General features: G+C 54.9%; 16 protein-coding genes and 1 pseudogene. 10 read left to right on the top strand and 7 right to left on the bottom strand.

The window, feature by feature from the left end:
* Nucleotides 1–122 precede the first annotated feature (122 nt).
* From QTO31_RS11160 to QTO31_RS11150, 3 genes and pseudogenes are all read right to left on the bottom strand, one after another.
* A complete protein-coding gene (locus QTO31_RS11160; RefSeq protein ID WP_301429134.1) occupies nt 123–2,345 on the bottom strand; it encodes a hypothetical protein in 2,223 nt (740 codons plus the stop codon).
* Nucleotides 2,346–2,373: 28 nt separating this feature from the next.
* Nucleotides 2,374–2,886 (bottom strand): annotated as a pseudogene (locus QTO31_RS11155) (hypothetical protein); the annotation flags it as partial.
* A gap of 24 nt (nt 2,887–2,910) precedes the next feature.
* Nucleotides 2,911–3,435, bottom strand: coding sequence for an AAA family ATPase (locus tag QTO31_RS11150; protein ID WP_031459747.1), 525 nt, complete (start codon nt 3,433–3,435; stop codon nt 2,911–2,913).
* A gap of 381 nt (nt 3,436–3,816) precedes the next feature.
* Between QTO31_RS11150 and mtnP the strand changes: the two genes are divergently transcribed.
* From mtnP to QTO31_RS11130, 4 genes are all read left to right on the top strand, one after another.
* The gene (gene mtnP / locus QTO31_RS11145) at nt 3,817–4,683 is read left to right on the top strand and encodes an S-methyl-5'-thioadenosine phosphorylase (RefSeq protein WP_301429133.1); all 867 of its coding nucleotides are present in this window, start codon (nt 3,817–3,819) and stop codon (nt 4,681–4,683) included.
* Nucleotides 4,684–4,689: 6 nt separating this feature from the next.
* A complete protein-coding gene (gene cofE / locus QTO31_RS11140; protein ID WP_301429132.1) occupies nt 4,690–5,445 on the top strand; it encodes a coenzyme F420-0:L-glutamate ligase in 756 nt (251 codons plus the stop codon).
* 207 nt (nt 5,446–5,652) lie between these two features.
* Nucleotides 5,653–6,255, top strand: coding sequence for a nitroreductase family protein (locus tag QTO31_RS11135; protein WP_301429131.1), 603 nt, complete (start codon nt 5,653–5,655; stop codon nt 6,253–6,255).
* A gap of 129 nt (nt 6,256–6,384) precedes the next feature.
* Nucleotides 6,385–8,298 (top strand): monovalent cation:proton antiporter family protein, encoded by a 1,914-nt coding sequence (locus tag QTO31_RS11130; protein WP_301429130.1) that lies wholly within the window; start codon nt 6,385–6,387, stop codon nt 8,296–8,298.
* A 12-nt stretch (nt 8,299–8,310) separates the two neighbouring features.
* Here the strand turns inward: QTO31_RS11130 and QTO31_RS11125 are convergent, their stop codons facing one another.
* Entirely contained in the window at nt 8,311–9,213 is a 903-nt protein-coding gene (locus QTO31_RS11125; RefSeq protein WP_301429129.1) for an ABC transporter permease subunit, read from the bottom strand.
* 20 nt (nt 9,214–9,233) lie between these two features.
* Nucleotides 9,234–10,133 (bottom strand): ABC transporter ATP-binding protein, encoded by a 900-nt coding sequence (locus QTO31_RS11120; RefSeq protein ID WP_301429128.1) that lies wholly within the window; start codon nt 10,131–10,133, stop codon nt 9,234–9,236.
* A gap of 508 nt (nt 10,134–10,641) precedes the next feature.
* On the opposite strand from QTO31_RS11120, the gene QTO31_RS11115 reads away from it, so the two are divergent.
* From QTO31_RS11115 to solA, 6 genes are all read left to right on the top strand, one after another.
* Entirely contained in the window at nt 10,642–12,396 is a 1,755-nt protein-coding gene (locus QTO31_RS11115) for a M61 family metallopeptidase (protein WP_301429127.1), read from the top strand.
* A 22-nt stretch (nt 12,397–12,418) separates the two neighbouring features.
* Nucleotides 12,419–13,144 (top strand): ribose-5-phosphate isomerase RpiA, encoded by a 726-nt coding sequence (gene rpiA, locus QTO31_RS11110; RefSeq protein ID WP_301429126.1) that lies wholly within the window; start codon nt 12,419–12,421, stop codon nt 13,142–13,144.
* Nucleotides 13,145–13,171: 27 nt separating this feature from the next.
* On the top strand, nt 13,172–13,843 hold the full coding sequence (rpe, locus tag QTO31_RS11105) for a ribulose-phosphate 3-epimerase (protein ID WP_301429125.1): 672 nt from the start codon (nt 13,172–13,174) through the stop codon (nt 13,841–13,843).
* 31 nt (nt 13,844–13,874) lie between these two features.
* The gene (glk, locus tag QTO31_RS11100; RefSeq protein WP_301429124.1) at nt 13,875–14,855 is read left to right on the top strand and encodes a glucokinase; all 981 of its coding nucleotides are present in this window, start codon (nt 13,875–13,877) and stop codon (nt 14,853–14,855) included.
* Between the two features lie 59 nt (nt 14,856–14,914).
* Nucleotides 14,915–15,634, top strand: a complete 720-nt coding sequence (locus QTO31_RS11095) for an NUDIX hydrolase (RefSeq protein ID WP_301429123.1) — start codon at nt 14,915–14,917, stop codon at nt 15,632–15,634.
* 214 nt (nt 15,635–15,848) lie between these two features.
* Nucleotides 15,849–16,994, top strand: a complete 1,146-nt coding sequence (gene solA, locus QTO31_RS11090; RefSeq protein WP_301429122.1) for an N-methyl-L-tryptophan oxidase — start codon at nt 15,849–15,851, stop codon at nt 16,992–16,994.
* 836 nt (nt 16,995–17,830) lie between these two features.
* Here solA and QTO31_RS11085 read toward each other — a convergent pair.
* Together QTO31_RS11085 and QTO31_RS11080 are read right to left on the bottom strand one after the other, a co-directional pair.
* Entirely contained in the window at nt 17,831–18,208 is a 378-nt protein-coding gene (locus QTO31_RS11085; protein WP_031461455.1) for a thiol-disulfide oxidoreductase DCC family protein, read from the bottom strand.
* Between the two features lie 1,365 nt (nt 18,209–19,573).
* A complete protein-coding gene (locus QTO31_RS11080) occupies nt 19,574–20,635 on the bottom strand; it encodes a serine hydrolase domain-containing protein (protein WP_301429121.1) in 1,062 nt (353 codons plus the stop codon).
* Nucleotides 20,636–20,646: the final 11 nt, after the last annotated feature.

Below are 20,646 nucleotides of genomic sequence, written 5' to 3'. Positions count from 1 at the left end.
GCAGAGCAGTTGCTGCCGCACTACACCCTGGATGGCGCCCATTGTTGGGTTAGCGTGAACCATGGTTTGCTGAAGGCGGGGTTTCAGCAGGTTATGCTACGCATTGAAAACGTTGATACCCACTATCTCTCCCCTTCCGTAACCCTCTGTTTTATCCAGCGTTGCACTAGCTCAACTCGGAAGCGGTAGCCGTTGGCAGTTTTGGTGAGAATATCGCGCCGCACTAACCTGTTCAGGGCAACGTTCACCGCCTCTGCATCACCGCTGCGGCGCACATCCTGCCGCAGCGCAATCGCCCGCATCACCGCCCGTTGGGTGTCATCGGTGTCACGCCCGCGCCATAGTTCATCAAAGTACCTCGCACCGGTGGTCAGGACGCTTGCGAAGGCATGTTCGGCATCGGCGCGGGTGGCGTGGGTGCGGTTCTGTTCGTTGAGTATGTTTACCAGATCGCGGCAGGTGATCTGAACGAGATAGGGCTGACAACCGGTCACTTTGAGGATATGCTCGACGGCGTCTTCATCGTAGATGAGGGGGAAGTCTTCTTTCGGACGAACGATCAGTTCGCGGGCTTCGTCTTCTTTCAGGTGACCGATCTTGAGCGTGCGCACATTGATGAAGTAGTCGCTCCACAGCGGCGGTAAATCGGTCAGCGTATGCGAACCGCTCAGCAGGATGGTTATCTGCGGGTGATGCTGAATGATATGGCGTAAGTAGCCGAAGATACGTCGGTCAATGCGGCCGTCATCTAGCATCTCTTGTAACCGCTCATATTCGTCCAGGCAGAGCAAAATCCAGCGTTCACCCAGCGCAGCCTCAACCTGCGACAGCCACGCGCCGAATATCGGATATGGATCAACTGCCAAAGCATCGCGGGTCAATTCTGGCAGTTTAAGGCGCCTGTGGGTCAAGGCGTTCTCCCTGATCTGCTTCGCCAGGTTAGACAGCAATCCGCTCGCGCCTTCGGCATTGACCGCATCCTGCATATCAACCTCTACCGGAATGAGGCGCGGTCCGAGATGAACCGGCAGTTGCTTGATCGCCGACGTCTTGCCGCAGCGTCGCCCTCCGTAGAGCAGCAGGGCGGGCCGTTGTTCGGCTGCGGTCGCCAGTTCGCGTTCGAGCGCCAAGAAGAGATCATGCCGACCCTTGAATACCTTGCTATTGGTCGCAAGTGGATTTCCTACCACATACACATTCGGGATGCTCTCACGATCTTTCAACTCAACCAGTTGCTGAAACAGGATCGCTTCCCAGCGTTCCAGGATGCGCCCAAACTGCACTGCAATTCGTCGATCCTTATTCAGCGCCAGCCCTGCGCGCACGCGCCGCGTTCGCTCGTAGGCGTCACGCATCTGTTGCTGTTTGTTGTAGAGGGTGTCGCTCTCCAGGGCAGCCTGCACATATTGGGCAATTTCCCGGATAGGTGGTAGCACCGTTTCCAGTTCCGCCGGTATATCGGGTGGCAGCCAGGTCAGTTGTTCGGCAACGCTGGCAATGGTCTGTACATCCGCTACTCGCTCAAGATCGTAGATCGTCAGTTCGATCAGCGCATTGCGCGCTGCCCAACCCTGGCGAAACGATTGTGCAACCTCGGCGATCAGGGTTCGGGCAAGGCGACGGTCTTTCTTGCCGATTTCAACCAGGGTGTGATCCAGCCCCCAGAGCGGCAACCAGATGACTTCATCCCAGTAAAGTGGTATCAGACGAAAGCGACGGGTGGCTTCTTCCGGCGGAGCGGATTCGGCCCACCGTCCGACGATCAGGTTCCAGGGCAGTTCAATGAGATAGAAGGGCAGGCGAAAGTAAAACAAGAGAAAAGCGATTGTCCACGCCACGCCGCCCGCCACGCCGCCCGCCACGCCGCCCGCCAGAATAAAAAAGATGCCGTAAATATCTGGGGAAACGAGTGAGATAAGCAAGTACAAGTACATATACAAGTACATAGCTATTCCCCAACTTGCCAGGTTCACGAGTGATCTGAGCCTTTTCCAACGTAGCCAGAAACCGATGAGATCCCCAATAGTCCAGCCGAGCATCGCCACCATCGCCGGTATCCGGCGAAACGCAATGTCAGGAACACCGGATTCAGCCAGCCAATTGATAACAGCGCCGATGAAGGGCACTATCACCAGCGGCGTACCGCAGATCAGCGTTAATGACAACCGGAGCAGATGACGCACCTGTGGATCGGTGCGCTGCTCATCCGACAGTTCCCAGAGCTTGAGATCTTCATCAAGCTCTGGGGCGATGCGCTGCGCATACGCTCGCAGGGTAAGCGGTTTGAAGTACATCCAGTATAGCAAGCGTAGCAGGTCGTGGGGAAAGCGCAGGGTGTCGGGCATTGGTGCATGTCTCCGCCGGGTAACAGGACTACGGATTTCCGCGAATACGCTCGATCAATTTCAATATCTCGTCGAGGTTGATCGTGATCGAACCAAAGAGCAGCGCAATCATCACGATGAGCAGACCCGCGCCAAACATCCAGACGGTGCTCTGGCTCACGTCGTCCTTCTTCAGGCGCAGCACCCCTTCCAGCATGGCGCGTCCCAGCCAGGTAGCAGGCGTGACGACCAGCCAGGATATGGCAGCGGCAAGACGCACGCCTATTGTTTTCCGCCAGGGTTTCGCCAGTCCTACCTGTTCGCATTGATGGTAAAAATCTCGCTGCAGGCGTGACCAGTGCACGGGTTTGCCCTGAGCTTTGGCAATATAGAGCAAACTTCCTGCCAGTTGCAGTTTGTAGGGATGCCTGCCGGCCAGCCGTAGGAGCTTCTCTTGTTCTTGCGGTGTGAAGGGATGGTCGCAATGTGCACCGCGTGCAATCAATTGGCGCGCTTCGCTGTCGGTGAACTCCCCCAACGGAATAGATGTGAACACATTGAAGAACGGCGATGTGTATTTGCCTGCCTATGCCAGAGCGGGTAACGGCGTCTTCGAGGCGGTGATAAAGGCCAGCGCATGCTGGTTCATCAATGATCGCCAGGAATCGTAAACATCACCGGGAAATGCTGTTTGTCGTTCGACCAGCTCTTCAAACTCGTCGAGACAGATCACGGGCAAGATGCCTTGTTGTTTTAACGCTATGATCGCGTCCTGAAAGGTCACCAGCGATAGCTGTCCAATCTTCCCGCGTATGCCCAATTCAGTGGTTATCTGGCCGAGCAATCCTTGCAGCGTGTGGCAACGGGCATCTTGCAGATCGAGGTACACAAAACGGTACCGTGCGGCGTTCTGTAAGAAGGCGCTGTCGCGCTGAGTCACGTACCACAACAGCGAGGATTTGCCGATGCGTCGCGGCCCAACGACCGACACACTCTGCATTTGCCCGGTATGAGCAACCTCCAGTGCAGTGAAGATACGGCGCAATTCGCTCTGCCTGCCGACAAACTGATCCGGTTCGACCCGACCGCCGTAGTAGAATGGGTTGGACATTGCGGTTGATCCTTTTGAACGTAGATAGCGATGGCTCTTGTACATTAGACTCAGTGCCCGTTGCTAAGCAAAGGTCTCAACACGCTCTGATACCCTGTAAGCATATTCAGAATACCCTGTCGCAGAAGAAGATCGGTTGGGGCACAGCAGCGCTGTGCCCGTACATCTATCAGGTTCATCCGCCGTACTGTGAGACGATTATTCGGGGCTCTACGTGCGGCCCGCTGGCTCATGTTATGCAAGTCATGGCAAGCTACAGGCCGATACATACCCTGCTGTTGCCGGATGGCCCCTCGCACACCGCACTGGCGGGTTGCCCCACCCTCACTACCTGCGGTATACTGCTCTACGGCGTAGTCTTCTGAGCAAAGGAGCATGCCCATGAGCAGTGCAATGATTGGTATCATTGGTGGCAGCGGTCTGTATGCAATGCCTGAATTGAAGAATCCCGAAGAGGTGCGCCTGAGTACACCATTCGGTGATCCCAGCGATGCGTTTATCATTGGTGAGCTAGAGGGGCGACGAGTGGCGTTCTTGCCCCGCCATGGGCGCGGGCATCGGCTGAATCCGAGTGAAGTGCCGGCGCGGGCCAATATCTACGCCTTTAAGCTGTTGGGAGTACGGGCACTGATCTCGGTCAGTGCAGTTGGTTCACTGCGCGAAGATTATGCGCCGGGTCATGCCGTTATCCCCGATCAGATTTTTGATCGTACCAAAGGGATTCGCCCGGCAACGTTCTTCGAGGGTGGGGTCGTTGCCCACGTCGCGTTTGATCGACCGTTCTGCCCCAACTTGAGCAACATTCTTTTGCATGCGGCGCAAGTCGTCGGTGCTACCGTACATCACGGTGGCACGCTGGTCGTGATGGAGGGGCCGCAGTTCTCGACCAAAGCTGAGAGTGAAGAGAACCGGCGCCGTGGTCACAGTTTGATCGGGATGACGGCATTGCCCGAAGCGAAGCTGGCCCGCGAAGCCGAGATTGCTTATGCGACGCTGGCAATGGTGACCGATTACGATGTCTGGCATCCCGAACACGATGCGGTTACCGCTGAACAGGTGATTAAGGTGCTGAGTGCGAATGTAGCCCTCGCTCAACAGATTGTTCGACAGGCTGTTGCTCAGATCGACGATACCTTTACCAGTCCCGCTCACGATGCGCTGCGTCATGCAATTGTCACTCACCCCGATTACATTCCGGCAGCAGTTAAAGAGCGGCTGGCGCCGATTGCCGGTCGCTATTGGTCGTGAGGGATTATGCAAGGCGAAATTCGCATCCTGCCGTTGCCCGGTATTGGTGAAGTACGACCTGGCGATGACCTGGTGGCGATCCTTGCCACAGCAATTGATGCTGCCGGTGGGCTGGAAACAGGCGATATTCTGGTTGTGACGCAAAAGATCGTCTCGAAGGCTGAAGGTCGTCTGATCGATCCGGCGACGGTTGAGCCGTCGCCGTTTGCCTGCGAAATTGCCCGTACTGCAAAGAAAGATGCTCATTACCAGGAGGTCGTGCTGCGCGAGGCGAAGCGGATTGTGAAGATGGCAAATGGGGTCTTGATTACTGAAACCCATCACGGCTTTGTCTGCGCGAATAGTGGCGTGGATGAGTCGAATGTCGATGGTGGCCGACGGCTAACGTTGTTGCCACTCGACCCTGATGCGAGTGCTGCGGCAATACGTCAGGGGCTTGCCGACCGCTACAGCTATGCGCCGCCGGTGATTATCACCGATACCTTTGGTCGCCCATGGCGTGAAGGGCAGGTTAATGTAGCGATTGGCGTCGCCGGTATGATGCCGCTGCACGATTTTGCTGGGATTACCGACCCGTATGGCTACACAATGCAGGCGACGTTGATCGCAGTTGCCGATGAACTGGCTGCTGCTGCCGAGCTGGTGATGGGAAAGATTGATCGCGTACCGGCAGCGCTGGTGCGTGGGTATCGGTATCAACCAAGTGCAACGGCTAATGCCCGCCAGTTGATCCGTGATCCGCGCTTTGATCTCTTCCGTTAAATATCATGGATAGGTCCACTGCAAAAACTCACCACGGAGCACACAGAGCGTCTAAGATTTATGAATAATTAAGGATAATTTTTGGCCATTGAGCGCATGGAGAAAAAATGTTCACAACCCTATGTTCAATGAAAGATAAAATTATCTTTAGTCTCTGTGATCTCCGTGGTCTCTGTGGTGGGAAGATCACCTTTTTGTAGTGAAGTTATGGACTTTTTCACCCTCGTCCAAACTCGGCGGACAGTGCGTGCTTTTCGGCCTGATCCGCCGCCGCGTGAAGCTATTGAGCAGATTTTGTGGGCAGCTAGTTGGGCGCCATCACCCCATGGACGGCAGCCCTGGCGGTTTGTGGTGGTCGAAGCTCACGAACGTAAGGCGGCGCTGGCGGCAGCAATGGGCGAAGCATGGCGTCATCACCTCGCGCTCGATGGGCATGATCCGGCAACTATCGAACAGCGATTGCAACGCTCGCAAGAGCGGGTGCTGAACGCGCCAGTGATCATCATTCCCTGTCTTTACCTCAACGACCTTGATGTCTACCCCGACCCCGAACGCCAGACTGCCGAGACGACAATGGCGATCCAGAGTCTGGGTTGTGCAGTGCAGAATATGTTGCTGGCGGCGTTCGCGCTCGGCTTGGCAGCAGGATGGATGTGTGCGCCGTTATTTGCCCCAGCAGCAGTGCGAACAGCTCTCAATCTGGCCGAAGATTTGCACCCGCAGGCGCTGATCCCGATTGGCTATCTGGCGCAGGAACCAAAACGTCGTCCACGCCGATCATTGGACGAACTGGTTGTGCAGTGGTTATAACCCATTGGTTTATTTTGCCACTTCCTTGTTCGCTTGATGGTCTGGGCAAGACAGCAATAGTACCAGCCGGTTCATCTGTTCAGTATGACACGTCTAATCTTTTCTAATTAATTGTAAGGAGTTAATGTATTGCAGACCCTGATCTATCTGGCCGGTTTTGCTCTGATCTGCCTTGCCTCTCACCGTATTGGACAGTGGTTTGCCCGACTGCGTCTACCGTATATCACGGGCTATCTCTTTACCGGTGTATTGGTTGGCTCATTTGGCTTGCAACTCCTGCCGTCAAGTGCGGGTGAGCGTCTGCGCTTCATCGATCAGATAGCGTTGGCAGTGATCGCCTTTGTGGCCGGTAATGAACTGTTCTACAAAGACCTGATGAGCAGTCTACGCGCCATTCTATGGTCACTAGGTATGATCATCGTTACCGCCCTGATGCTGATCGGCGCGAGTCTGTTTGTACTTCTCGAGTTTATCCCATTTGCGCAGGGGCTGGGTACCGGTGAGAAGATCGCCATCGCTCTCCTTGGTACAACGATTCTGTTGGCCCTCTCGCCCCCTTCAACCATCGCAGTGATCAAAGAGCTACGCGCTCGTGGTCCAGCTACTCGCCTGATCCTGGGTGTAACTATTGCAATGGATGTTGCGATCATTGTAATCTTTGCGATTAGTTCATCGTTTGCTACGGCTTTAGTCGAGGGAAGTAGCGTCAATCTTTCCTTCCTTGCCCTGTTGCTTATCGATCTCATCCTATCAGGAGTGGCGGGCTACGGTGTCAGCCAGGTGTTGCGTGTTGTACTCCGGCAGAGCTGGTCGCGCTGGTGGAAACTGGCCGCTATTGTGACACTCGGCTACGGTATCTTTGCTGGGACGGACTGGCTCAAGAGTGTCTCGGCTACGAGCTGGTCATTCAAGATTATGATTGAGCCATTACTGGTTGCATTAATGGGAAGTTTTCTGATCACGAATTTTTCACCGTACCGTAATGAGCTGGGCGAATTATTGCACGATATTAGTCCCGTGGTGTACGTTGCCTTCTTCACTGTCACCGGTCTGGGTCTCAAGCTCGACATCCTGTTGACTGCCCTAATATTTGCTGCTGTGCTCTTTTTGGTGCGAGCATTGTCCCTTTTCATTGGGAGTTCATTAGGATTGTCAATTGCCGGTCAACCGTCACGGTTCCGTCCATTATTCTGGTTAGGATTGATCACCCAGGCTGGCATTGCATTAGGACTGGCGCGTGAAGCCTCTCTGCTTTTGCCGTCGATAGGTGATACCTTTGCGACATTGATCATCGCTGTAATCGTCCTCAACGAGATTGCCGGGCCGCTTACCCTGCGTTTTGCCATACAACGCCTGGGCGAGGCTAACCTACCCGAACCGGGAATTCGCGAGGATGTGCGTGATGTGCTCATCCTCGGCATTGAGCAACAATCGATTGCATTGGCTCGCCAGTTACGTGCACGAGGCTGGCAAGTGCGTGTCGCCGATACTGATTACGACCACGTACAGCGGCTGATAAGCGAGGATGTTGATGAGCGCTACATTCCTGAGATTAGTCTGCACACGCTGAACGGATTAATCACTCGTGCTACCGATGCAGTCGTTGCTCTGTTAGAAAAAGATGAGGATAACCTACGGGCATGCCAGATCGCGTTCGAGCAATTCGGTGTGCCACGTCTGATTGTTCGGCCTAATCAATCTGAGTTTCGTGAGCAGTTCCGCGAATTAGGTGCAATTATCATTGATCCGGCTACCGCAATGGTAAACCTTCTTGAACAGGCAGTACGGGCACCGCAGTCGCTCAATTTGTTGTTGCATACTGATCCGGTTTACGATGTGGTGCAAATGACGGTAACGAATCGTGAGATTGATGGTCGGCTAGTACGTGATTTACGTTTGCCAGCCGATGTCTTGCTCCTTGAAATTAGCCGTGATGGGCAAGGCATTGTGCCACATGGATATACGAGACTTCGTCTCGGTGATGAACTCACAATTGTTGGCAAGCCCGATAGCCTGCGTGAGGTGAGTCTGCGCATTGGTTAGCGCGAACCCACCTCAATTGGCCCCTCCGATGTCTTGGCGGTTAAGCGTGCGGTAGGCGCTATAACCGAAGATGGCACTGTAGACAGCAATCACGATCAGCGCCTGCCATTGCGGTGGCAACAGACTCAGATCGAGCGCGGCGGTCAGCACACTCTGGTCGAGACCAAACATACGACTGTTTTCTACCACCAGTCGGTTAATGTTCGGCTGCAACAGGAGATTAACCAGCGCACGGATCGTTGGGTCAACGGCGCCAATCGTATTGAGTGAACCGGCGCTCACATCAAAGGCAAGAAAGATCAAACCGCCACCCACCCCGGCAATCACCGAGCGGCCCACAATGGCACTGGCGCCGGCGATGAGCGTGTAGGGTAACATCACAATCAGCGCCCGCAGGATACCAATTGGCAATAACAACAGATCAATAATACCAATCTGCTGCGGTAAACCGAGGAGTGTCCCGAACAACAGGGCCAGCATTGCCCCTATCACGAGCGTAATGACGGTGGCAACCAGCAATGCCAGTTGCAGGGCAACCAGCTTTGCCAGCAAATATGCTCCCCGATGTGGAGCGCGGGTCAACAGAATCCGTAACGTTCCCCAATTAAAATCGCTCCCAACGATACCGGCAGTCAGGATAATTGCCAGAATGCCACCAGTACCGTTGATTGCACTCAACATAGCGCCGAAGACACCAGGCAAGCTGAGTTGCCGTTTAATCTGTTCAATCGCTGCCGGACTGAGCAGATTAAATGTAACCTGGCCTCCACTGAAGGTTCCCTCTTGCAGAGCGACGACCAGAAACCAGAGGGTTTGCTGCAAAAAGGTCAAAAAGAGAAAGATACCTAGCAAGAGGAGCGCCATCGGACGGCGTGAAATCTTCAGCCATTCGGCAGCCAGGAGGTTGGTAAACATCGTTCGTGTATCCATCGCAGCTACTCAGTTCTCGTCACTGTTAGGAAGAACTCTTCCAGCGAACTATGGTTCGCGCCAATCTCGGCCACCACGATGTCGGCGCGAATCAGCAGAGCGTTAATTTCAGCAGCACGCTCAACAGGTGCGTCAATGATAATCGCTTCCTCTTGCACCGTCACGCCGCTAACCCATGGCAGGGTACGCAAGAGATGTACCGCCGGTTCGGGATTGCCCTGAACCCGTAACCGCACTCCCTGTCCACGCCGCAGCAACGTTGCCACTTCGCCAGCCGCGATCAGCTTGCCTTCTTTCAAAATTGCTACCCGATTGCAGAGCTGTTCGACCTCGTGCAGCAGGTGACTGCACAGCAAAATGGTACGCCCACCAGCGGCCAGGGAGCGAATGAGGTTACGGATTTCGACTGTCCCTGCCGGATCAAGACCATTGGTTGGCTCATCGAGCATAATCAGTTCGGGATCGGGTAAGAGTGCGGCCGCTATCGCCAGCCGTTGTTTCATCCCCTGCGAATAGGTAGCGACCTTGTCACGGGCGCGGTCGCTTAGCTCGACCGTTTCCAGTACCTCCTTGACTCGCGCAGCCGGAATCCCACCTGCACGTGCCAGCACGCGCAGGTTATCGGCGCCACTCAGGTACGGGTAAAACGCAGGCGCCTCGATCATCGCCCCCACTCGCCGGAGCGCCAGCGCCGGTTCGCGTTGCACGTCATGCCCGAGCACCATCACCCGGCCTTTCGTTGGTCGTACCAGGCCCAGCAGCATAGCAATCGTTGTGGTCTTCCCAGCACCATTGGGGCCGAGAAAGCCGAATACTTCACCCTTGCTGACGGTCAGATTCAGGTGGTCAACCGCCAACCGTTTTCCATAGCGTTTGGTGAGGTCAATGGTCTCAATTGCATTCATAGTTTGTGCTTGTGTTATGCTATTTTGCAGTTAATCATAGCATACCTGGTGAATGTATGGAATTGGTAGCACCGTCCGCCGTCGGTTAGAAGAAAGGCAAGAGGAAAGAAGAAATCTGCACTCTCGGGCAAGCGCGTGGCTTGGAGCCGATCCGAAATCGCTCATTCCAAACTATGAAGATCGCTCTCGCCGTCCCGATGCGACCGCAGCGGCGCCGGGGAGCCGACAGCCACCGTGCCATGGTGAGACGCGGCGTTCACCACGCGGGACAACGACGCAAGGCTCCCTTGTCGGGGCGAGGCGTTGCTTTGTCCTGTAGCCCAAATCGTGCATCGTCTTGCGTACATCGCCGCAGTTCATCCGTCGTGCGGTGATGATGGATAATGCGGATAGGCACTGAAAGTATTTCGGTCGCTGGACACCGTTCAATACATATCACTATGTCTTCCCTTGTGGCAGAGGAAGGGGCCACAGGTAAGGCGACTATCAATAAACACAAGGAGCGGCAATGATCATCTACACTATCGCAATGCCCAAACCGCACTCGCACCTGTTTCACGTCCAGATCGATATAGACCGGGTCCAGCATGGTGAGGTACGGCTGTCGCTGCCGGCGTGGACACCCGGTTCGTATATGATCCGCGAGTTTGCGCGCCACGTGCAGGAATTTCAGGCAGTTGACGACCAGGGCAACCGGTTGCCCTGGCGCAAGACACGCAAAGACACCTGGTTGATCGAGGCAGGTGCGGCAACCCGAGTGATCGTGACCTATCACGTCTACGCATTTGATCTCACCGTGCGAACCAGCCATCTTGATGGCTCGCACGGCTATTTCAACGGGGCAAATGTGTTTATGTACGTCCACGGTCATACGCACGAACCTCTGACCTTGCACATCGATCTGCCGGTTGGCTGGCGGGCAACGACCGGTCTGACGCCGTTGCCATCTGATCCTACCCGTCCGCAGCGGGCTTCGTTTCAGGCCCTCGATTACGATGAACTGATCGACTGCCCGGTGGAGTGTGGCACCCATCGCCTGTTGACCTTCGCGGTCGACGGTATTCCGCATCAGATCGCGATTTGGGGCCATGGTAATGAAGATGAAGAACGGCTGCTGGCTGATACGCGACGGATTGTTGAAGTACAACGGGCTATGTTTGGCGGCCTGCCGTACCGCGACTATACCTTTATTCTGCATTTGACCGATGGGCGTGGTGGTGGCCTTGAACATCGGAACAGCGCCTCAAATATGGTGGATCGCTGGACATTTACCGACAACTATGAACGATATTTGAGTTTGACCTCGCACGAACTGTTTCACGCCTGGAATGTCAAGCGCTTGCGTCCGGCGCCGTTGGGGCCGTTTGATTATCAGAATGAGAACTACACGCGACTGTTATGGCTGATGGAGGGTGCAACCAGCTATTACGATGATCTGTTGCTGGTGCGCGCTGGTCTGATCAGTGAAGAGCGTTATCTTCAGAAGCTGGCCGACAAGATCGTGCAATTGCAGAACCAACCCGGTCGCCGGTTACAAAGCCTCGAACAGAGTAGTTTCGATGCCTGGATCAAGCTCTACCGTCCTGATGAAAATAGTATCAATTCAAGCATTTCTTATTACCTCAAAGGGGCATTGGTGTGCTGGATCTTCGACATGACGATCCGTGCTCAAACCAATAGTCTACGGAGCTTTGATGACGTGATGCGTTATCTGTACCAGCGTTACCCGATCACCGGGCCGGGTATTCCAGAAGAGGGCGCAGTCCTGGAAGCGCTTGAGCTGATTGGTGGCGCTAATGGTACGCTCCGTGATCTCTACGAACGCTACGTTGTTGGAGTAGACGAACTCGATTACGCTGCCGCCCTGTCGGTTGTAGGCCTCGAACCGCGCTGGCAATATCGTCGGCCCCGCCCTGATGGTCAACCACCAGCCTGGCTGGGGATCAATGTGCGAAAGCAGGGCGACCGCACCCTGGTTGCGTCAGTGCGCAGTGATGGACCGGCCTACGAAGCCGGTGTGTATGCCGATGATGAGCTGGTAGCGCTCGATGGTTGGCGGGTTAACGAGGAACGGTTGCACCAACGCCTCCTCGAACGCCGACCGGGTGATGTTGTGCGATTAACGCTCTTCCGCGGTGATGCTCTGGTAGAGGTACCGGTGACACTGGCAGTCGCACCTTATGATATGCTATCGCTGGTATCGGTGGCCGCGCCGACTGATGCTCAACAGTATGCCCGTGCGGCATGGCTACAAAAGATGTAGATTAGGAGAGAGCGATCCAGTAATGAACGCAACATCTGTTTCAGTCGAGGAACTCAAAGCAATGGCAGCGGCAGCAGCCGTAGCTCTAGTGCAGCCGGGAATGGTGATTGGTTTAGGTTTTGGTAGCACGGCAGCTTACGCCACGCGCCTGATCGGTGAGCGGTTGCGTCAAGGAGAATTGTACGATATTGTGGGTGTCCCCTGCGCCGAAGGCACTGCACTGCTTGCCCGAGATGTGGGCATCCCATTGACAACACTTGATGAGGTAAACACGGTTGATCTAACTATCGACGGTGCTGATGAAGTTGATCCGCATCTAGCATTAATCAAAGGAGGCGGTGGCGCCTTACTGCGCGAAAAAATGGTTGCCCAGGCCAGTAGCCGGGTTGCGATTATTGTTGATGAGAGCAAACTTTCGCCAGCGCTTGGAAGCCGCTTCGCGCTTCCGGTAGAGATTGTTGATTTTGGGCAGCGGGCAACCGCTCGCTGGTTAGAGGCACAGGGTGGCACAGTACGACTGCGGTTGCGGGCTGACGGTCAGCCGTTCCGTACCGATCAGGGTCATCTCATTCTTGATTGGGCCTGTGGCCCGATTGCCGATCCGGCAGCTCTGGCGGAACGGCTAGCAGCACGGGCCGGCATTGTCGAGCACGGTCTGTTCGTTGGTTTAGCAACCGATCTCTTCATTGCTAGTGCTACCGGTGTTCGACATGTAGTAGCATCGGATTGCGGTACAATGACCCGGTAAATGTACGAATACGCTGACAGGAGTGCTATGCGGCTCGCACCTTCGATTCTCACTGCTGATTTTGCGCGCTTGGGCGAACAGGTAGCTGCGGTTTGTGCTGCCGGTATTGATTGGATCCATCTCGACGTCATGGATGGCCATTTTGTGCCAAACATTAGTTTTGGCCCATTGGTTGTGCGTGCGTTACGTCCCCTGGCCGATAAGTATGGTGCGCTGCTCGATGCACACCTGATGATCGTCGAACCCGAACGCTATCTGGCTGATTTTGCTACTGCCGGTGCTGATTTGATAACCATTCACGCTGAAGCAACACCACATCTCCATCGAGCTGTCCAGATGATCCGTGATCTGGGGAAAAAGGCTGGGGTTGCGATCAATCCGGCTACACCGCTGTGTATGATCGAAGAAGTGATCGACCAGGTTGACCTGATCTTGTTGATGACAGTTAATCCTGGTTTTGGTGGTCAAACTCTGATCCCCTCGGTTTTGACGAAAGTCCACCGGTTGAGTACCCTGCTAAACAATCGCCCAATTGACATTATGGTAGACGGTGGGGTCAATCCATCGACGATTGCTGCCTGTGCTGCGGCCGGTGCAACCGTTGCTGTCGTTGGTTCGGCAGTGTTTGGCAACCAGCCCATTGCCGATGCAATCACTGATCTGCGGATTGCGCTGGGAGAAATTCCACGATTGAAGTGAACTGTTCTTGTGTGCGGAGAAAAGGTGTTTTATGTATCTTGCCGGTGATATTGGTGGTACCAAGACCATCCTTGCCCTGTTTGATTACAACAGCGGGCCACATCATCCATTAGTAGAGCAGACCTTTCCCAGCGCCCAATATCCAGGGCTGGAAGCGATTATTGCCGAGTTTTGCGCCCAACATCCGGTTTCGATCACCGGCGCTGCCTTCGGGGTCGCCGGGCCGGTGATGGCCGGAAAGGCCAGCATTACCAATTTACACTGGACAATCGATGTCGCTGTGCTAAGTGATGTGCTGAAAGGTGCACCGGTGCGCTTGCTCAACGATCTGGAAGCTATTGCGCAGTCTGTACCGATCCTTGAACCTGCCGATGTCGAGACCCTTGCCGTCGGATCGCCCATCCCCGGCGGCGCGATAGGGGTCATTGCCCCTGGGACAGGCCTAGGTGAGGCATTTCTCACCTGGGACGGTCAGCGCTACCGGCCTCACCCCTCAGAAGGTGGCCATACCACCTTTGCCCCTCGTAACCGGATCGAAAAAGATTTACTCGATTATTTGCACCAGCGCTACACACACGTAAGCTACGAGCGAGTCTGTTCAGGCATCGGCATTCCCAATCTCTACGCCTTTGTCCGTGATTGCCTACTTCAACAGGAAACACCAGAGGTTGCTGAGCAATTGGCTGCCGCGAGCGATCCAACTCCTGTGATCGTTCAGGCCGGCATGTCCACCGAGCAGATGTGTCTGGTATGTCGCACAACCCTTGAACTGTTTGTCGATATTTTGGCTGCCGAAGCCGGGAATCTGGCTCTGAAGGTCTTAGCGACTGGCGGTGTCTATATTGGCGGTGGATTGCCCCCTCGTGTGTTGCCACTGATGAAGCGCAGTCGCTTTTTACAAATCTTCCGTGATAAAGGCCGTTTCAGCGAATTATTAAGCCGGATTCCGGTTCATGTTATCCTCGAACCAAAGGCTGGTCTGCTCGGCGCGGCAGCAGCAGCCATGAGTTGACACCGTTTATACTTTAGTGTATAAACAACACTAATATTAACGGAGGGAGAAACTCGATCATGCAGGATGAACATCCGGTAACTTACGATGTCAGCAAATATCAATTGCCGGCGGTCACAGTCGATGTCGTAATTTTTAGCCTGATCAATCGCACGCTCCATGTCTTGCTTGTTCAGCGGAAACGCTGGCCGTTCGAGGGACGTTGGGCGATCCCAGGTGGGTTCATCCGGCTTGACGAGTCACTTGAAGAGGCAGCACGCCGTGAGCTTGAGGAAGAGACCGGCGTGCGCGATGTCTATCTTGAACAACTCTATACCTTTGGAGATGTGCATCGCGACCCGCGTCATCGGGTGATCAGCGTCGCCTATATTGCCCTTGTCCGCGCCGATGTGCAGACGATCCGGGTGAGTGACGAAAATAGTGACGTGCGCTGGTTCCCGGTTGATCACCTGCCGACACCGCTTGCTTTCGATCACGATCAGATTCTGGCGTATGCACTTTCACGGCTGCGCTCGAAACTCGAATATACGACTCTGGCCTTTCAGTTGTTGCCCGAACTCTTTTCAATTCTCGAACTGAAACATATTTACGAGCAGATTCTGGGTGAAAAGCTCGATAAAGGTAACTTTTATCGCAAGATCAAGGAGTCTGGTATTCTCGAAGAAACACCGTATATGCGAGAAGGGCGTGGGCGTCCAACTAGGCTTTGGCGCTTTCGTCGTGACCGTCCCAGTGATAAGCAGTTCGTCTTCCGCTGGCGTGAAGATCGTCGCGAGTAACGGTGAGGTGAAGAAGGAGCGAGGGAGGATGTTCCTAACCGTTCTTTCCCCTCACACCTGTTTCCACTCTTCACTTTTCGCTCATACAGGTGTGCCGCAGGAGAAATCCTACCGCTTCGCCACCTGAGCACAATGACTGTAAACAACTACCGCTGTAACACACCGACGTATGATTCCAGTAGATGATTAGCAGCTCCGCGAAGTGAGGATCACTATGCCTGCGCTCGAAGTGCTGGTTGTCGGCGGCGGAGTAATCGGTGCAGCAACAGCGTATGCTCTTGCCAGGCGTGGTCGTCGAGTGCTTTTACTCGAACAGTTTACTATCGGGCACGCTCGTGGTAGCTCACATGGTTTATCGCGCTCGATCAGCTCTGTTCACTCGCGTCTCCATCACATGCGATTGGTCGCCGCAGCGCGGCAGGCCTGGCGTCGCTTGGAAGACGATAGTGGTCAACGATTGCTGATCAAGACCGGTGTCCTGGATATTGGCCATGCCGATTCGCCCGCGATCCAGGCTAGCATCGCTCACCTCGGTGCTGTTGATGAGGAGGTTGAAATACTCGGCCTTTACGAGCTACGGGCCCGTTTTCCGCAGCTCGCCCTGACTGACAAGACCATCGCTATCTATCAGCCTGAAGGTGGTATATTGCCGGCATCGCGTTGTGTTGCGACGTTGGTCGAGCAGGCACGGCGCTACGGAGCAAAGGTTGCCGTAGGTGTGCGGGTCAGTCGGATCAAACCAGAGGGTTCGGGGGTGCGAGTCGATGCCGATGGTACGGTGTACTGGGCACAGCGCGCAGTGATCGCGGCTGGTTCATACAGCTCTGTATTGTTGCAGCATCTTGATGTAGCGGTTGATCTATCCACTACCTGCGAGCAGGTTGCCTTCTTCTCGCCGCGTCATCGCGTCTTGAGCAAGTTGGGGTATTTACCGGTGGTACGCGATTACGGTCACCACCCCGGCGATCACCTGCTCGTCTGTTATCCTGATTTAGGAGAAGGGATCAAAGTCGAGCGTCACGGGGCCGGGATACCTGTTGCTGACCCTTACGAACCACCACCAATACCCGATCCGGCAGAAAATGAACGGATTGCTCAACGGCTTGCGCAAACCATGCCGGGGTTTGCGAATCAAGTGCTGTATGCCGAGACATGTCGCTTCACGCACACACCCGACGGTGATTTCGTGATTGATACCCATCCGGAGTACAATCAGATTCTCATCGCAATCCCAGGGAGTAGTTGTGGCTTCAGCGTAGCACCAATCGTTGGCGAAATACTGTCTGATCTTGCGATGCATGGCACGACTAGTTACGATATTGCGCCGTTTCGCCTTGCCCGCCTGCATCGGATAGGATGAATGTCCTGACGTTTGCGCCGGTACCCACTCTACTCACAGCCATATCCCTCTTTAGGAACATTTGCCTGATAGTATAGTGAAAGGGGCCGTTGCCTGCCTGGCCCGCAGCACACCCTCTGCTGAAATGCGTGCCTGTCTTTAAGAGCCTATCCGGAATACTCTGTCGCAGAAGAAGATCGGTTGGGGTGCAGCAGCGCCGTGCCCGTACATCTATCAGGTTTCATACGCTGTACTGTGAGACAATTATTCGGATAGGCTCTAAGAATGTAGCCCGCAGCCGAGAACTCTAAGAGCGTGTCTGAAATTTTATCTGGTCGAGGGTTTTGATGTATCCTTGATGGTATGAACGAACAGAACACACGAACATCATATCCTACCGACCTTAGAGATTGGCAACAACGGCGTAGGCAACACCTGTTCATACTCCCCCTTCCTCTCCCGCAGCGCGGGAGAGGAAGGGGGCTGGGGGGAAGGTGAGGGCCACCAGGCGTACCTGGCAGCACCGGCCCGGTAACCGTCGCCACCCTGTTCCAGCGCATCGCGAAGCGACTTTTCATCGGGCACGTAGCTCTCTACCCCCACCTTCCCCTTCCTCTCCCGCAGCGTGAGAGGGGAAGGCTGAGTTACATACCTGCTATCCGATGTTTCATACTCCCCCTTCCTCTCCCGCAGCGTGGGAGGAGAAGGCCGAGCGACATACCTGCCATCCGATGTTTCATACTCCCCCTTCCTCTCCCGCAGCGCGGGAGAGGAAGGGGGCTGGGGGGGAAGGTGAGGGCCACCAGGCGTACCTGGCAGCACCGGCCCGGTAACCGTCGCCACCCTAAATCCCTACCTCATCTGCGGCAAGTATTGTCATCACAGGTAGTCGTTCCACCAAACAGATACCGGTTCCGCGCCACCAATTCGTATAAGGGTTGGGCCAGGGTAAGGGCACCGGGTAATCGCAACATCTCCCCTAACCCCCGTAGAGCTGGCAACTGTAACAACAGCTCGCGCACAGCCTCAGCACCACGGTAGACGGTACCGTCTGGACCGACAACATGCAACTGACTTAGCGCATCCTCGAAGCTGATGTGCGGAAATCGTTCGCGGGCGTGTGCACTATTCGCATCGAGTAATTCGATCCGCTTGTAATCGTCGTAAGCGGCGACGAGTTCAGCCTGGCGGCGGCAGATACGGCAGTTGCCGTCGTAGAGCATCGTGTAGCGCATGGGTTTCTCTTTCATAGGGTGAAGCTGGCTAAGCAAGCGGTGTTAAGGTTTCACTGGCGATTGACGTTTCGTAAGCGGGTTTGCTCAATACCGCTTCTGAAATAGGCGGACGTTCCTAAACGTATCTAAAGTCCAATTCCAATCAGGTGTTGAAACTACCGAATGAAATGTTACAACTTCGGTTTGAAGCGCGGTCAGGAATTCATTTTTCTTCTGTCATTCAGAGTTTTAATACGGCATAATCGCCGTTATCACCAACGCCAGGACCAGGATGCCAATAATGATTGCACTGAGAATACGGAACCATTGCTGATAACGTTTGCGGCTCATAGCACCCTCCGATGTCAATCAGGCTAGATTGTGTTGCTAGCGTAGACTCCCAACCTGCTTCTAAGAGCGTGATCAAAAACTCGCATTTCTGATGAGTCTCTTACCGTGCATCTGCGATCATTGCGTTCAGTGGCCAACGTTCTGTGCCGTCATCCGCCACCCGTTCCCGCTGCCGAGCGGGTAGCGCCAGGTGCTGCAGGCGGCCCTCACCCCCAACCCCTCTCCCGCAGCACGGGAGAGAGGTAATCTGAGTTCATAGCCTCGGCAAGATACTAGCGCAGAACCGCCCCTGCTCCGCTCATCCCCCCTTCCTCTCCCGCAGCGTGTATTGGATGATATGGAACTACGGACCGTTGATCATCCGTTTCATACTCCCCCTTCCTCTCCTGCAGCGTGTATTGGATGACATGGAAGTACGGACCGTTGATCATCCGTTTCATACTCCCCCTTCCTCTTCCGCAGCGTGGAAGTCCGTAGATCATACTCCCCCTTCCTCTTCCGCAGCGTGGAAGTCCGTAGATCATACTCCCCCTTCCTCTCCCGCAGCGTGGGAGGAGAAGGCCGAGCGACATACCTGCCATCCGATGTTTCATACTCCCCCTTCCTCTCCCGCAGCGCGGGAGAGGAAGGGGGCTGGGGGGAAGGTGAGGGCCACCAGGCGTACTCCGCAGCACCGGCCCTGCAACCGTTGTCACCCTATTCTGCGGGGACGTATGCCTTATCCACCAGCGTTCCCCGACATTCTCTATTGCGTATAACGAGCCTCATCAACAGCCCGGGTTGTCGATCAGGCTCTAAGCTATTGTCTCTATCATTATACCTCGTAATGTCTCTTCGTCTCCCTCACACGTCGGTCGGGGCTTTTCAACGTTCTTTTCCGATCCAAAAAAGGAGAGAGGAGTTGGATCTAGGAATAAGCGGTCGGTGCAAGTTCCACCCTTCGTCCTCCACAAATGGGGCTGGGAGCGCTCATTCTGCGTAGAAGCCGGAGGACCGCACTCCCAGCTAAGGGGAATCCGGACACATTGAAAAACCTTACACTTCATTCCCGATGCTCTGCAATACACTATCCACGACTGCTGCCGAAACCTCGTGATGACGGTACGGTGGTGGTGTACGTTTGGGGTAGGTGCGATTGCAGAGCAGTACGATTGTCAGGCCCTGTGATGGAACGCCGATGATGATCGGGCCGGTAAATCCACTGTGCCCAAACCCTTCAGCCTTTGCCGCACCCATATACGGTCGGTTCAACATCCAGCCCAGACCGCTTGCCGGATGCGCGGGATGTGTATCCGGCTCTGGTCGTGGCTGAAGCGCTATGCGGACAGTTGCCGGTTTCAGCAGTTGCTGTCCATCCCACCATCCCTCTTGCAAGAAGAGTTGCACCAGTCGCAGCACATCACTTGCGCTACCGAAGAGACCGGCGTGACCGGCAACACCCCCTAAGGCATAGGCACTCTCGTCGTGAACGATACCGTGTACCAGCCCACCACGCCACTCCTCATCCCATTCGGTAGGAGCAATGCGTGCTCGCCATTCTACCGGTGGACAGAAGCGGGTTGTCCGTATGCCGAGTGGTTGGCAAACCAGTTCGCTGAGCGCATCAACCAGCGAACCTCCGTACACGGCTGCGATCACGTCACCCAGGAGGAGTGTGTTGACGTTCGCATATCTGGTGACATTACCAGGAGGATGGGTGGGTGGAGTTGCGTATACCACCTCTCTGATCGTTGCTGTTCCACTACGCGCCAGCGGTGCCAGTTGTACTGCCAGCCCGCTACGGTGACTGAGCAAGTGTCGAATGGTAATATCAGCAGCGTGCAGGTTTGGTAACCAGTGTTGAACTGGTCGATCAAGAGGTAATAGACCGGCGTCGTGAAGTCGCAAGGCGGCAGTTGCGGTGAAGACTTTAGTTAGTGAGGCCAGGTCGTAGATGGTGTCGAGCGTGACTGTGCTCGTTCCCGGATCATCGTACATCGTTGTACCGTATGCCGCAGCGTGCAGCAATCGATTGTTCTGGGTTACGACGATCACTGCTCCTGGAAAGATGCGTGCACGAATTGCCGTTGTGATGATTGCGTCAATATCATCTATCATAGTAAACTCGA

Source organism: Chloroflexus sp. MS-CIW-1 (assembly GCF_030444705.1).
Taxonomy (GTDB): domain Bacteria; phylum Chloroflexota; class Chloroflexia; order Chloroflexales; family Chloroflexaceae; genus Chloroflexus.
This window is presented reverse-complemented; position numbering and strand designations above follow the sequence as displayed.

What these genes read in the sequence shown, in the direction of transcription:
- QTO31_RS11160 (WP_301429134.1), bottom strand. Translation starts at nt 2,345, where the DNA reads ATGCCCGACACCCTGCGCTTTCCCCACGACCTGCTACGCTTGCTATAC.
- QTO31_RS11150 (WP_031459747.1), bottom strand. Translation starts at nt 3,435, where the DNA reads ATGTCCAACCCATTCTACTACGGCGGTCGGGTCGAACCGGATCAGTTT.
- mtnP (WP_301429133.1), top strand. Translation starts at nt 3,817, where the DNA reads ATGAGCAGTGCAATGATTGGTATCATTGGTGGCAGCGGTCTGTATGCA.
- cofE (WP_301429132.1), top strand. Translation starts at nt 4,690, where the DNA reads ATGCAAGGCGAAATTCGCATCCTGCCGTTGCCCGGTATTGGTGAAGTA.
- QTO31_RS11135 (WP_301429131.1), top strand. Translation starts at nt 5,653, where the DNA reads ATGGACTTTTTCACCCTCGTCCAAACTCGGCGGACAGTGCGTGCTTTT.
- QTO31_RS11125 (WP_301429129.1), bottom strand. Translation starts at nt 9,213, where the DNA reads ATGTTTACCAACCTCCTGGCTGCCGAATGGCTGAAGATTTCACGCCGT.
- QTO31_RS11120 (WP_301429128.1), bottom strand. Translation starts at nt 10,133, where the DNA reads ATGAATGCAATTGAGACCATTGACCTCACCAAACGCTATGGAAAACGG.
- QTO31_RS11115 (WP_301429127.1), top strand. Translation starts at nt 10,642, where the DNA reads ATGATCATCTACACTATCGCAATGCCCAAACCGCACTCGCACCTGTTT.
- rpiA (WP_301429126.1), top strand. Translation starts at nt 12,419, where the DNA reads ATGAACGCAACATCTGTTTCAGTCGAGGAACTCAAAGCAATGGCAGCG.
- rpe (WP_301429125.1), top strand. Translation starts at nt 13,172, where the DNA reads ATGCGGCTCGCACCTTCGATTCTCACTGCTGATTTTGCGCGCTTGGGC.
- glk (WP_301429124.1), top strand. Translation starts at nt 13,875, where the DNA reads ATGTATCTTGCCGGTGATATTGGTGGTACCAAGACCATCCTTGCCCTG.
- QTO31_RS11095 (WP_301429123.1), top strand. Translation starts at nt 14,915, where the DNA reads ATGCAGGATGAACATCCGGTAACTTACGATGTCAGCAAATATCAATTG.
- solA (WP_301429122.1), top strand. Translation starts at nt 15,849, where the DNA reads ATGCCTGCGCTCGAAGTGCTGGTTGTCGGCGGCGGAGTAATCGGTGCA.
- QTO31_RS11085 (WP_031461455.1), bottom strand. Translation starts at nt 18,208, where the DNA reads ATGCGCTACACGATGCTCTACGACGGCAACTGCCGTATCTGCCGCCGC.
- QTO31_RS11080 (WP_301429121.1), bottom strand. Translation starts at nt 20,635, where the DNA reads ATGATAGATGATATTGACGCAATCATCACAACGGCAATTCGTGCACGC.